At 74.3% G+C, this 12,842-nt stretch carries 12 protein-coding genes and 2 tRNA genes; 7 read left to right on the plus strand and 7 right to left on the minus strand.

All coding sequences use genetic code 11. The features are described from left to right. The first annotated feature begins 59 nt into the window (after positions 1–59). The gene (locus ACZ402_RS07440; RefSeq protein WP_375824915.1) at positions 60–341 is read left to right on the plus strand and encodes a hypothetical protein; all 282 of its coding nucleotides are present in this window, start codon (positions 60–62) and stop codon (positions 339–341) included. Between the two features lie 62 nt (positions 342–403). Here the strand turns inward: ACZ402_RS07440 and ACZ402_RS07445 are convergent, their stop codons facing one another. The 3 genes from ACZ402_RS07445 to ACZ402_RS07455 all read right to left on the minus strand — a co-directional run bounded on the left by ACZ402_RS07445 (position 404) and on the right by ACZ402_RS07455 (position 2,923). Further along, positions 404–805 (minus strand): hypothetical protein, encoded by a 402-nt coding sequence (locus ACZ402_RS07445; RefSeq protein ID WP_375824916.1) that lies wholly within the window; start codon positions 803–805, stop codon positions 404–406. A 62-nt stretch (positions 806–867) separates the two neighbouring features. Further along, on the minus strand, positions 868–1,809 hold the full coding sequence (locus tag ACZ402_RS07450; RefSeq protein ID WP_375824917.1) for a serine protein kinase RIO: 942 nt from the start codon (positions 1,807–1,809) through the stop codon (positions 868–870). Positions 1,810–2,095: 286 nt separating this feature from the next. Beyond that, positions 2,096–2,923 carry a metal-dependent hydrolase gene (locus ACZ402_RS07455; protein ID WP_375824918.1) on the minus strand — a complete coding sequence of 276 codons (828 nt, stop codon included), beginning with the start codon at positions 2,921–2,923 and terminating at the stop codon, positions 2,096–2,098. Positions 2,924–3,248: 325 nt separating this feature from the next. Here ACZ402_RS07455 and ACZ402_RS07460 point away from each other — a divergent pair, with 325 nt between their 5' ends. The 4 genes from ACZ402_RS07460 (at position 3,249) to ACZ402_RS07475 (ending at position 5,018) form a co-directional block, all read left to right on the plus strand. Then, positions 3,249–3,380, plus strand: a complete 132-nt coding sequence (locus ACZ402_RS07460) for a hypothetical protein (protein WP_375824919.1) — start codon at positions 3,249–3,251, stop codon at positions 3,378–3,380. Positions 3,381–3,535: 155 nt separating this feature from the next. After that, positions 3,536–3,607: transfer RNA gene (locus ACZ402_RS07465), tRNA-Arg, on the plus strand. A gap of 44 nt (positions 3,608–3,651) precedes the next feature. Continuing rightward, positions 3,652–3,727, plus strand: a tRNA-Arg gene (locus ACZ402_RS07470). A gap of 118 nt (positions 3,728–3,845) precedes the next feature. After that, positions 3,846–5,018 (plus strand): RtcB family protein, encoded by a 1,173-nt coding sequence (locus ACZ402_RS07475; protein WP_375824958.1) that lies wholly within the window; start codon positions 3,846–3,848, stop codon positions 5,016–5,018. Positions 5,019–5,159: 141 nt separating this feature from the next. Here ACZ402_RS07475 and ACZ402_RS07480 read toward each other — a convergent pair whose 3' ends face one another. Beyond that, positions 5,160–6,854 carry a sensor histidine kinase gene (locus tag ACZ402_RS07480; protein ID WP_375824920.1) on the minus strand — a complete coding sequence of 565 codons (1,695 nt, stop codon included), beginning with the start codon at positions 6,852–6,854 and terminating at the stop codon, positions 5,160–5,162. Continuing rightward, positions 6,847–7,617 (minus strand): response regulator transcription factor, encoded by a 771-nt coding sequence (locus tag ACZ402_RS07485; protein WP_375824921.1) that lies wholly within the window; start codon positions 7,615–7,617, stop codon positions 6,847–6,849. Before ACZ402_RS07485 ends, ACZ402_RS07480 begins: the two co-directional genes overlap by 8 nt. Positions 7,618–7,914: 297 nt before the next feature. On the opposite strand from ACZ402_RS07485, the gene ACZ402_RS07490 reads away from it, so the two are divergent. Further along, positions 7,915–9,360 carry a ThuA domain-containing protein gene (locus tag ACZ402_RS07490; RefSeq protein ID WP_375824922.1) on the plus strand — a complete coding sequence of 482 codons (1,446 nt, stop codon included), beginning with the start codon at positions 7,915–7,917 and terminating at the stop codon, positions 9,358–9,360. Positions 9,361–9,468: 108 nt separating this feature from the next. Here ACZ402_RS07490 and ACZ402_RS07495 read toward each other — a convergent pair whose 3' ends face one another. Beyond that, positions 9,469–10,050: a CueP family metal-binding protein gene (locus tag ACZ402_RS07495; RefSeq protein ID WP_375824923.1), complete on the minus strand. Its 582-nt coding sequence runs from the start codon at positions 10,048–10,050 to the stop codon at positions 9,469–9,471. Positions 10,051–10,144: 94 nt separating this feature from the next. Further along, a complete protein-coding gene (locus tag ACZ402_RS07500) occupies positions 10,145–11,428 on the minus strand; it encodes an amino acid permease (protein ID WP_375824924.1) in 1,284 nt (427 codons plus the stop codon). A gap of 165 nt (positions 11,429–11,593) precedes the next feature. Between ACZ402_RS07500 and ACZ402_RS07505 the strand changes: the two genes are divergently transcribed. After that, positions 11,594–12,739: an FUSC family protein gene (locus ACZ402_RS07505; RefSeq protein ID WP_375824925.1), complete on the plus strand. Its 1,146-nt coding sequence runs from the start codon at positions 11,594–11,596 to the stop codon at positions 12,737–12,739. Positions 12,740–12,842: the final 103 nt, after the last annotated feature.

Here is a 12,842-nt window from a genome sequence, read left to right on the forward strand (position 1 = left end):
CCGCGCGCGACGACGGGTCGGCACCCGCGCACCGGCTCACCGACGAGAGGACCCTGCGAATGCCACCCCGTCTGACGCCCCGCACGATGCTCTGGACCGGGCTGGCGCTCGCAGTCGTCGGCGAGCTGTTCCGCAGCGTCCTCCTCCCGCGCGTGATGTTCAGCGTGCCCGTGCCGCTGGGCGTCCTCGAGGCCGCCTTGGTGCTGCTGCACGTCGTGTTCACCGGCGGCATCGTGCTCGCCGCCGGCGCGTTCGTCGTGCGGGCGCTGCAGCCCGACGACACCCCGCGCAAGGAGGCGACCCCGACCCCGTGGGAGGACCGCGACAACCGGCTGACCTGACCGGTGACCTGTCGTCGCGCCACGGATCCCTGGACCCGTGACGCGCCGACAGGTCGTCGGCGCTACGGCGCGACCGGTGCGGTGACGCAGACCTCGAACGTGTCGCGGGCGCGACGCAGCAGGTAGCGGACCTCCTGCGCCTCCTGCTCGTTGGCGTACTCGTCGCGGTAGCTCCAGCGCGCGTGCGCCCACACGAGCGCGTCGCCCACCTCCTCGACGCCGACGAGCTGCGCCACGACGCCCACGAGCCCGCGCTCGCGGAACCCACGGGCGAGCTCGGCCGTCGACTCCCGCACGGCCTCCGGGTCGGCGAGGAGCACCGACCCGGTCGCCCCGACGACGAGCGCGGGGAACGCGTAGCTCTCGCCGATCGTGTCGAGGTCGCCCGTCGAGAGCGCGACCCCGTAGGTCGTGAGGAACGTCCGGACGTCGTCGGCGTCGAAGGACTCGGTGGTGGGTTCCATGCTCCCGTTCTACCGCGTCCGTCCGGCGTCGGCGCGGTCGCGGCGCCCCGGGTGCCGTGCGGTCACCACGCCTCGGCGAGCAGGAGCGCGAAGAGCTCGTCGGCGTCGGTCTCCAGGCCGCGTGCGGCGAACCACGCGGACATCGTGCGGCAGTCGCGCAGCAGCAGCTCGGTGCCGAACGGGTTGGCCACGAGGTCGACCACCTGCGGCAGGTCGATGATGACGAGCCGGTCGCCGTCCGCGAGGACGTTGTACGGGGAGAGGTCGCCGTGCGCGAAGCCGAGGCGGGCCAGCACCGCCATCCCGTCGCGGAGCTGGTCCCACCACGACGCGAGGAGGTCCGGGTCGGGCCGGGTGCGGGCGAGCCGGGGCGCGGCCTCGTGCGCGACGCCGTCCGACGTCCCGACGAACTCCATGAGGATCTCGTTGCCGTCGATCTGGACCGGGTAGGGCACGGGGGCGCCCGCGGACCACAGCTCGCCCAGCGCGGCGAACTCCGCCGCCGCCCACTGCCCGGCCGCGACCTGGCGGCCGTAGCGGGACTTGCGGTCGAGCGCGCGCCGGTCGCGCGTGCGGCGCACGCGGCGGTCCTCGGTGTAGACCGTGTCGCGCCGGAACGCGCGGTGATCGAGGTCCCGGTAGCGCTTGGCGGCGAGCAGCGTGCGCCGGGCGGCGTCGTCGGGGACGGCGCGCTCGACGAGGAAGACGTCCGCCTCCTTGCCGGTCTTGAGCACGCCCAGCTCGGTGTCGACGGCCGCGTCGGCGGTCACGACCCAGTCGGGGCGCGGCTCGGGTCCGCGCTGCCCCTTCTCCACGGCGGACCACGTGGACCAGCGCTGGTCGGCGCCGAGCGCGGCGTCGAGGACGCCCGCGGCGGCACCGGCGTCGTCGAGGTCCGCGGTGTCGTCGCTGCGCCGCAGGCGGCGGGGCGGGGGAGTGCGGGGGTCTCCCGCGAACGTCGGTGGGAGGTACGGGTCGGGGTACAGCAGGTCGTGCTCGGGCACGGGTGGGCTCCTTCGGGCGGGGAGCGCACGGCGCTGCCGTCGCCTCGGGGGCGAGCGGCGGGCGCGGGCCGTCTCGGGGGACGGGCCCTGGACCGTCTAGCGGCGGTCGGTGCTCCCGGGGGTGGTGGACACGCGAGCGTGGGTCGTCCAGCTCATGGCGTTCCTCCTTCCTCCGGTGCCCGACGGCGCGGGCGACGTCCCGTGACCGTCCCACCCGGGCGCGGCCCGGGGCAAGCGAATTACCGCCGGTCGCCGGTCGTCGGTCGTGGCCGGCGACCGGGGCGGCTCACGCGGCGCCGGCCGCCAGCGCCTGGATCGCCGACGCGACGCGCTCGTACGTCCCGTACGTGTCGTAGCCCATCTGGTCGAGCGCGGACCACACGAACCCGACCGTCGCGTAGAGGCCCACCGCCGTCGCGAGGATCCACTCGCGCACCGACCCGGTGTCGCCGAGCAGCGGGAGCGCGAAGCTGCCGCCGGGGCGCCAGACGTCGTCGACCACCAGGGACCTGCGCACCCAGCGTGGGGAGCGGATCTTCACCGGCCACAGCAGCGGTGCGCCGTTGGTCGTGAGCACGTCGCCCAGGATGTGCACGGTGACGCCGATGCCGACCGCGACCGGGAGCCAGTTCCACTCCTCGGGGGAGAAGAGTGCGACGAGCACGGCGACGGTGAGCGACGTGACCCACGGCATGAGCTTGCCGCGCCGCGTGAGCTTGAGCGCCTTGAGCGCGAGCGCGACGAGGAGGACCGCGAGGAGGCCGCCGCCCACGTAGACCGTGCCGAAGCTCTCCGTCTCGACCGTGACCAGACCCACGAGCCACGCGAGCGCGGTGAACACCGCGATGCCGAGGAACGAGTGCGTGCCCTGCCGGTGGCCGCCGGAGATTGTCTCGACCGCGTCGGACACCCACTCGCTCACGGGCGGGAGCGAGTGCGCGAACGTGCCGTTGTGGTGGTCGGCGTCGGGGAGAAGCGCGGCGCCGGCGCACACGACGGCGCCCGTCATGACCCCGACCGACGACACGGGGTGCCACCCGAGCGCGAACGGGGCGGTGGACGTCACCGCCACCCAGGCGGCGGCTCCGGTCGCGGCGTGGTGGGCGCCCATCATGGCGGCGGGTCTCCTGTCGTCGGGCCCGGCCGGGTGGTTCGTCGGCGTCGGGAGGTGTGTCCGGAACGTCCGGAACCCTACCGGGTGCCGCCGACAGCGCCGGAGGGCCGTCCGGGCGCAGGTGCGGCCGGGAAGAAAAGTGTGCCAAGCGGCGACGTATGCCGGAGGAGGTCGCCGGCCCGGCCCGTGACGGCGGGGCCCGCGGAGTATTTCTGAGGAATTCTGGAAATAGGGTTGTGTCGAGCGGAAAAGGCGCGTACGGTCTTCCTCGGTCGACGACATTCCGGTGCGTGGGCCACCCGACATGACCGAGAGGAGCAGTGCCGTGCGCGAACTCGTCCAGCAGGACCGGCGACGTCCCGTGCTGCCCTGCGAGCGACCTCGTGTCGCGCTGCCCGTGGCGTATCTCAGCGTGTCCTCGTCCTTCGCCGGCGACTCCGGCGGTCCTGTCGTCTGACCTCGGCGTCGCACGACAGGCCGTCCCGGGACATCGCCGGGGCGGCTTTTTTCTTGTGCGTGAATGTGCCCGTGACGGGGCGCATTCGTCGTGCTGCCATTTCGCCCATTCTCCGTCGGCGTGCATTTGTCGTGCGTCGTCGGTGAAATGGCGCTGCCTTCGTGGTCCAACGGACACGACGCCGCTCTACGGAAGCGGAGACGGGGGTTCGACTCCCTCCGAGGGCACCTGGACGCCTCGCGTCCCGTCTGCTCGACGTTAAGGAGCACCAGCGCGCGTAGCTCAGCGGACAGAGCGCCGGCTTCCGGAGCCGGGCGGCGGGGGTTCGAGTCCTCCCGCGCGCACCAGCGCCGCCCCGCCGGGGCGGCGTCATGATCGTCAGGACGACCCGAGGAGGTCAGCACCGTGAGCACCGAGGCCCACGCGTTCCCCGTCCCGCTGTCCGGCGCGAAGGCGCCGACCCTCATGTGGGCGCACGAGCACGCCGTCGAGCCCGCCGCCCTGCAGCAGCTGCGCAACATCGCCGCGCTGCCGTGGGTCGAGGGTGTGCGCGTCATGCCCGACGTCCACCTCGGCAAGGGCGCGACCGTCGGCTCGGTCATCGCCATGCGCGACGCGGTGTCGCCCAACGCGGTCGGCGTCGACATCGGCTGCGGCATGATCGGCGTCCGCACGTCGCTCACGGCCGAGGACCTGCCCGACGACCTCGGGCCGGTCCGCGCGCGTATCGAGGCCGCGATCCCCGTCGGGTTCCACGCGCACGACGAGGCGGTCGACCCGCATCGGCTGCGCTCGATCTCCGGGCGCGGCCCGGCGGAGGTCGCGCGCGGCGCGGACGCGTTCTGGTCGCGGTTCTCGGGGCTGCACGGCCGCGTCTCGGACATCGAGGGTCGCGCCCGCCGTCAGCTCGGAACGCTTGGCTCGGGCAATCACTTTGTTGAGTTGTGTGTGGATGAGTCTGGTTCTGTGTGGCTTCAGCTGCACTCAGGGTCGCGCAACATCGGCAAGACGCTCGCGGAGCAGCACGTCGCCGTCGCGAAGCGCCTCGAGCACAACCAGGGCCTCGTCGACCGCGAGCTCGCGGTGTTCCTCGGCGGCACTCCGGAGATGGACGCGTACCTTGCCGACCTGTGGTGGGCGCAGGAGTACGCGGCGCGGTCACGCGCGGTCATGATGACGCTCGTCGTCGACGCCATGCGTACCTCGTTCCCGGGTCGGGAGATCGCGTTCGACGAGGCCGTGAACGTCCACCACAACTACGTGGCGGTCGAGCACGTCGACGAGCAGGAGCTCGTCGTGACCCGCAAGGGCGCGATCCGGGCCGGGAAGGGCGACCTCGGCCTGATCCCCGGGTCGATGGGCACCGGTTCGTACATCGTGCGCGGGCTCGGGAACCCGGACTCCTACTGGTCGGCGTCGCACGGCGCGGGCCGTCGCATGTCCCGGACCCAGGCGAAGAAGACCTTCACGCTGGACGACCTCGCCGCCCAGACGGCCGGCGTGGAGTGCCGCAAGGACGCGGGGGTGCTCGACGAGATCCCGGGCGCGTACAAGGATCTCGACGAGGTCGTCCGCGCGCAGTCCAACCTCGTCGAGGTCGTCGCCCGCCTCACGACGCTCCTCTGCGTCAAGGGCTGACCACAGGAAGCCCCACCGCGCGCCGCGACCAGGTGGTCCCGGCGAGCCGACCAGGTGGTCCTGGCTGGTCCGGCTGTCCGGACGAGCCAGGACCACCTGCTCGGCGGCGACGGGGCGGCCGCCGACCGGGGTCTCGGGTCGTTAGGGGCGGTCGCGGGGGAGGCGGACGGTGAAGGTGGTGCCGGTGGGGCCGGGCTCGTCGGGGGTGGCGGACGACACGGTGATCGTGCCGTGGTGGGCGGTGACGATCGCCTGGGCGATGGCGAGGCCGAGGCCGGTGGAGCCGCCGGTGCGGTTGCGCGCGTCGTCGCCGCGCGTGAAGCGGCGGAAGAGCGTCGGGCGCAGGGCCGCCGGGATGCCGGGGCCGTCGTCGGCGACGGTGAGCACGACGTCGTCGCCGTCGCTCGCGAGCCGCACCTCGACGTGGGTGCCAGGCGGGGTGTGCGTGCGGGCGTTCGCGAGGAGGTTCGCGAGCACCTGGCGCAGGCTCGCCTCGTCGCCCGTGATCTCGAGGTCGACGTCCTCGTCCGGGTCCTGCTCGCCGGAGTCATGCGCCGCGCGGGTGCGATCCAGGTCGTCCGTCGCGTCGTCGACCCCGTCGACCCCGTCGGGCGGGTCGGTCGGGAGGTCGACGTCGAGGTCCTCGCCGGGAAGGTCGAGGGCCCAGTCGTGGTCGGGACCGGCGGCGTGGGCGTCCATGACCGCGTCCACGGCGAGGCCGGCGAGGTCGACGGGCGCGCGGTCGAGCGGGCGGCCGGCGTCGAGCCGCGCGAGGAGCAGGAGGTCCTCGACGAGACCCGTCATGCGCACGGCCTCGGACTCGATGCGGTCGAGCGAGCGCGCGGTGGCGGGCGGGACCTCGTCGGGGGAGCGGCGCACGAGCTCGGCGTACCCCCGGATGGAGGCGAGCGGGGTGCGGAGCTCGTGGCTCGCGTCGGCGACGAACCGCCGCACCTGGGTCTCGGAGTCGTGGCGCGCCTGGAGCGAGGTCTCGACGTTCTCGAGCATGCGGTTCAGCGCGGCACCCACCTGCCCGACCTCGGTGCGCTCGTCGGTGAGGTCGACCGGGACGCGCGGGATCGCGTCGATCTCGCCCTGCGCGAGCTCCAGCTCGGAGACGCGCCCCGCCGCGGCGGCGACGTCGTCGAGCGGCCGGAGCGAGCGCCGCACGAGCCACGTCCCGAGGAGCACGGCGGCGAGCAGGCCCGCGGCGCCGAGCGCGACCTCGATGAGCACGTACTTCTCGACCGTCGCGTCGACGGTGGTGGTGCTCGACGCGACGACGACGGTCTGGCCGTCGTCCGTGGTGCGGTGCACGGCACGGAACGACCCGAGGTCGGGCAGGTCGGCGTCGTGCGGGGCGCCGTCGGCGGGCACGTCCTCGAGCGCGGCGATCTGCGCCTCGTCGAGCACGACGCGCTCGAGCGTGGGCGTCACGTACTCGGCGAGCACGACCTCGCCATCGACGTAGCGGAGCACGGCGCTGCCGGGGCCGGTGCCCGCGGGGAATCGGGACGGGTCGTCGGGCAGGTCGCTGGGGCTGGGGCTGGGGGTGCCACCGGTGTCGTCCGGCGGCTGCCCGGGGCCGTCGCCGGGACGCTCCCCGAAGCCCTGCGCGAGCCGCGAGCTCGCCTGCTCGAGCTCGTGGTCGAGCTGTTCGACGAGCTGGTCGCGCAGCGCGAGCGCGGACGCGGCGGCAAGGCCGACGGTGACGAGGAGCACGACCCCGGCGAGCACGAGGACGAGCCGGCGGCGCAGCGCCGTCGGCCGTCGCGCGGGGACACCGTCGGCGGACCCGTGACGCGCGGGGTCGGGAACGGCGCGCGCCTCAGCCACGGGCGTCGTCCGCGCCGTTCGCGGGCTTGAGCACGTACCCGACCCCGCGCAGCGTGTGGATCATGGGCTCGCGGCCCCTGTCGATCTTGCGGCGCAGGTAGGAGATGTAGAGCTCGACGATGTTCGCCTGGCCGCCGAAGTCGTAGTTCCAGACGCGGTCGAGGATCTGCGCCTTGGACAGCACGCGGCGCGGGTTGCGCATGAGGTAGCGCAGCAGCTCGAACTCGGTGGCCGTGAGTCGGACCTCCGCGCCCGCGCGGCGCACCTCGTGCGCGTCCTCGTCGAGCTCGAGGTCGCCGACGACGAGCACGGAGTCCTCGCGCTGCGCGGTGGCGCCGCCCCGGCGCAGCAGCCCGCGCAGGCGCGCGACGACCTCCTCGAGGCTGAACGGCTTGGTCACGTAGTCGTCGCCGCCCGCGGTGAGCCCGGCGACGCGGTCCTCGACGGCGTCGCGCGCGGTGAGGAAGAGGACGGGGACGTCGGTGTCGCGCTCGCGCAGCCGGCGCAGCACGGTGAGGCCGTCCATGTCGGGGAGCATGACGTCGAGCACGACGACGTCGGGCCCGGTCTCGCGCGCGGTGCGGATCGCGGAGCCCCCGTCGAGCGCGGTGGACACGTCCCAGCCCTCGTAGCGCAGCGCCGAGGTGAGCAGCTCGGCGAGGTTGGGCTCGTCGTCGACCACGAGCACGCGGACGGGCGAGCCGTCCGGGCGCGTGAGGCGCGGCTGGTCGGGACGGCCGACGGGGGCGGGGGATGCGGTCATGGCCCCAGCGTCCCGCGGCGCGCGTGGTCGTGCCTGTGGTGACCCTGTGCGCGCGCTGTGCCTGGCGGTGGTGCTGCGCGCCCCGCGGCGGGACCGGGTGAGATCGGCACGCCACGGTCGTTGAATCCTTGACTTTTGATCGGTCGCCGTCAAAACTCGCGACATCGGCAGCAGCCGACGTCCACGCACGCAGGAGTGCGCGCGCCGCCGGGCCTGGAGAAGTCCCTGGAGCCCGACCGGCGGTCCGCCGGGAACCGGCGCCCGGCCCGCGCTCTCGACGACGAGGGAGAAGCACGCATGGATTTGTTCAGCGGTACGACGGCCAGACGGGCGGTGGCGGCGGCGGTCGCGCTGCCCCTCGCCGGAGGGGCGACGCTCGTTGCCGCGGGGCCGGCGGCCGCCGACGAGGAGGACTACAAGATCCTCGTCGTCGGCAAGACGCTCGGGTTCCGGCACTCGCACATCGACGACACGACGCGCGCGCTGATCGAGCTCGGTGAGGACAACGGTTTCACGGTCGACGTGTGGGACCCGCCGAACGACTCCGCCGGCTGGTGGGGGAACGGCTCGCCGGGCCAGCCCGACCTCACGATGGACTCGACGCCGTTCACGAGCGCCGAGGACCTGTCGCAGTACGCGACCCTGGTCTTCGTCTCGCCCGTCGACAACACCAACTCGCTCGACCCGGCGACGCCGCGCCTGCTCGACGACACCGAGCTCGCGGCGCTCCAGGGCTACATCCACGACGGCGGCGGGTTCGTCGGGCTGCACGCCGCGACCGACACGATGCACACCGTGCCCTGGTACAGCGAGCTGACGGGCGGCGGCGCGCGCTTCGTCTCCCACCCGCAGCAGCAGACGGCGACGATGCGCGTCGAGAGCCCGACGCACCCCTCGACCGCGCACCTGCCGGCCGTCTGGGAGCGGTTCGACGAGTGGTACAACTACTCGGTCAACCCTCGCGCGGAGGTGCACGTGCTCGTCACGCTCGACGAGTCGACCTACTCGCCCGGCAACGGCGCGATGGGCGAGGACCACCCGCTCTCGTGGTGCCAGAACTTCGAGGGCGGCCGGTCCTGGTACGAGGGCGCCGGGCACACCGACGAGTCGTGGACGGACCCGGTCTTCCGCGAGCACGTGCTCAAGGGGGTCGAGTGGACCGCGGGCGTCGTCGAGGGCGGCGGCAACTGCGTGACGTTCCCCGAGGTCGACGGCGTCGTGGCCGGCCTGGACACCTCCGCGGTGGGCGACAGCGTGATCGCGGGCGCGATCAGCTCGCTGCTCGGCAGCGCGCGCTCCGCGGCCGAGGCGGGCGACCCCGCGACCGCGGTCCAGGTGCTCGGCGGCGCGCGGTCGCTCGTCGACCACCTGTCCGCGGCCGCGGGAGACCGGGAACTGCTGGCGTCGAAGATCGACGACCTCGTCGTGTGGCAGACCGGGCTCGTCGACGACGGCCCGGCGATCGACCTCGCGGCCGAGGCCGAGCTGCGGACCATGGGTGGCAAGCAGTACGTCGCCGTGCGCGTGCTCAACGAGGACGACACCGCCGTCGACATCACCCTCGCGACCCCGTACGGCAGCAAGGAGTACGCCGACGTGGCGCCCGGGAAGAACGCCTACCAGGCGTTCGCGACCCGGCTCGTCGAGGCCCCGGCCGGGGAGGTGACCGTGACGGCCACCGTCGAGCGCGACGGCGAGACCGTCACCGAGGAGATCGTGCTCGCCTACGCCGCCACGGCCTGACGCCTCTCTCCGCGCACCCGACGGCGCCCGTCGCACCCTCGTGCGACGGGCGCCGTCGTGCGTCTCGGGCACGGCCGCGGCGTCGACGCCACGACCGGGCCTACCCGGTCACGCGAGCTGCAGCGTCGTGAGGCAGGTCGGGTCGTCGTCGCCCGTGGAGACGACCGTGGTGCCGACCCGGCCCTCGTGCTCGACGCGCAGCTCCGCGTCGACGTCGCGGGGGAGCCAGTAGCCGACGAACCCGTTGGCGCCGAGCGTCGTGTCCTCTTCGACGAGGACGTCGCCGGTCGCGGCGTCGACGACCGTGACGGACACCGGCTCGCCCGCGAGCTCGCCCTGGCACGTCGTGAGCGAGTGGTAGAAGCACTCGTGCGTCCCGTCCACGAAGGGCGCGACGGACAGGTAGAAAGTGTCGTCCGGCAGCGGGACGGTCGTCTCGTACGACGCGTCGGCGAGCACGAGCTCCGACGCGCGGACCGAGGCGACGAGGTCCGTGGGGCGCTCCGCCGTCTCGAGCCCCTCCAGGTGGTCCACGACCTCCTGGCCCGTAAGGCCCGCGAGGTCGTGCCGGTCGAGCAGAGCGTCCAGCGCGCTGGGCTCGGGCGCGCCGGCGGTGCAGCCGGCGAGCGCGAGGGCGAGGGCGGTTCCGGCGGCGGCGGTCGCGAAGGTCGGAAGGGCACGTCGTCTCATGCGCCGATCCTCTCAGAGCGCGGCGCACCGACCAGGGCCGGAGGTCCGGCGAGCACAGCCGCGGCCGGGACCGATCGCCGCAACCATGGCGCGGTCACTCCTCGCGCGCGGGTCGTGCGGCGCGCGTCCGGCCCGTCCAGCGCATGACGCCGTAGAGGACCGCGCCGACGGCGAGCAGGATACCCGCGCGCAGCCACGTCACCGCGTCCTGCTGGGTGAGCAGCAGCACGCAGGACGCGACACTGAGCACCGGCACGACCGTCGTGACGCGGAAGTGCGGCGCGTCGACCGGGTCGCGCCGCAGCACGAGGACCGCGACGTTGGTCGAGGCGAAGACGAGCAGCAGGAGCAGCACGACCGTCTCGGCGAGCCCGGCCACGTCGCCCGTGAAGACGAGCCCCATGGCGACCACCGTCGTCACGACGATCGCGACCCACGGGGTGCGGCGCCGCGGGAGCACGCGGCCGAGGACGGGCGGGAGGAGGCCCTGCTCCGCCATGCCGTAGGCGAGGCGGCTCGACATGATCATGGTCAGCAGCGCGCCGTTGGCCACGGCGATCAGGGCCACGAGCGAGAACACCCAGGCGGGCACGGACCCCTCGGCCTCGACGACCTCGAGCAGCGGGCCCGTGGACCCGGCGAGCGTCTGCGGGTCGACGACCGCGACGGCGGCCACGCCGACCGCCGTCGGGTCGAGCGTCTCGACGCCGTGCCGCTCGGCCATCGCGCGCCGCTCGGGGACGAGGTCGACGCCCACCACGCGTGCGGCGCCGCGGTGCAGGGCGATGCGCGCGGACATCTGGCCGATCGGGCCGAGGCCGAGGACCACGACCGTGCCGCCCGGCGGGACGTCGGCGTACTCGACGGCCTGCCACGCGGTGGGGACCACGTCGGAGAGGTAGAGGTAGCGCTCGTCGGGCGTCCCGTCGTCGGGCACGACCACCGGCCCGTACTGCGCCTGCGGCACGCGCAGGTACTGCGCCTGGCCGCCCGGCACCTGGCCGTAGAGCCGGGTGTACCCGAAGAGGGCGGCGCCCTTGTCCTGGGAGCGCACCTGCGTCGTCTCGCACTGGGTCTGCAGGCCGCGCTCGCACATCCAGCAGCGACCGCACGCGATGTTGAACGGGACCACGACGCGGTCGCCGACCTGCAGGCTCCCGGCCTCCGGGCCGACCTCCTCGACGACGCCCATCGCCTCGTGCCCCAGGACGTCGCCCGCGTCGAGGAGCATCCCGAGCACCCCGTACAGGTGCAGGTCGGAGCCGCAGATCGCGGTCGACGTCACGCGCACGACGGCGTCCGTCGGCTCCTCGATGCGCGGGTCCGGCACGTCCTCGACGCCCACCTTCTCGCGTCCCTGCCAGGTCAGTGCTCGCATGGGTCGTCGTCCTTCCGTGGTCGTCGTGCCGACCGCGGCGGCGTCAGCACGCCCGAGACGCCACCGTGCCCGACGGCGTCGGCGGGACTCTGCACCGACGCCGCCAGTGAAGCACCGGCAGGTCCCGCTCACACCCCGGGCCACCGCGGGCGAGGCGACGTGCGGGTGCGGGCACGACGGGCGATCCTCGTGCTCGTGACGACGGGCGACCGGGTGGCTCCGCACGGGCCGGACGGGGAGGGGCCGACCTGGGCGCGCCGTGCGGTCGCCGCCGCGGCGCGGCGCTGGGTGCGGCACCCCCGCTGGTCGCTCGCGGTCAAGGGGGCCGTCGCGGCCGCGCTCGCCTGGTTCGTCGGCGTGCTCGCGCCCGAGCCGTTCTCCGACTACCCGTACTACGCGCCGCTGGGCGCCGTCGTCGCGACGACGAGCACGCTCGCCCGCTCGGTCCGCGAGTCCGTCCAGGCGATCCTCGCGATCCTCGTCGGCGCAGCCATCGCGCGCGGGGTCGACCTCGTCCTCTCCCCGAGCGCGCTGTCCGTCGCGCTCGTCGTGGGGCTCGCGCTCCTGTGCGCGGGGTGGCGCCGCTTCGGCGAGATGGGCACGTGGGCGGTGACGTCGGCGCTGTTCGTCCTCATCATCGGCAACGCGGCCAAGGTCGAGTTCGTGGGTGCCTACGCCGGTCTCGTCGTCGTCGGCGCCGCGATCGGCGTGGGGATCAACCTCCTCGTCCCCCCGTTGCCGCTCACCCCCACGGAAGAGGCGCTCGACGGGCTGCGCGACACGCTCGCGGACCAGGTCGAGGCGCTCGCGGACGGCCTCGACGGCGACCGGCCGCCGTCCGCGGAGGAGTGGGAGGAACGCCGCCGCGAGGTGGACCCGACGCTCGTCCGTGCGCGCGACGCCGTCTCGCGCACCCGCGAGGCCGCGCGGGCGAACCTCCGCCTGCGCCGGCACCGCGACTGGGCGGCTTCGCAGGTGCGGCGCTCGCAGGAGCTGGAGGTGTCGGCGGACGTCGTGGGGTCGCTCGTCCGGCTCCTCGTCGAGTGGGAGCGCGAGGGGCGCGACGACCTGGCACTCGGGGGCCGGCTGCGACCGCTCGCGGCCCGTGCGCTCGACGCCTACGCCGCCGCGCTGCGCTCCGTCTCCGCCGAGCCCGCCGACCAGGAGGCGCTGCGCACCCTCGCCGCCCGCGCGGAGGACCTGCGCAGGGCGGTCCGGGAGGCGCGGCGCGAGGTCGACGAGGACTACTTCGTCGCCGGCTCGCTCGTCCTCGCGCTCCGGCGCGGCGGGGCGGCGCTCGCGGCCGGGTGACCGCCGGCGGGCGCGGCCCGCGCACGCACGGACCGCCCCGGTCCCGCGGCTGGTCGGACGCAGCCTGGACGGGTCCGGGGCGGTTCGTGCGGTCAGGCCCGGG

The sequence above is a fragment of the Cellulosimicrobium sp. NPDC030954 genome, from assembly GCF_055571305.1.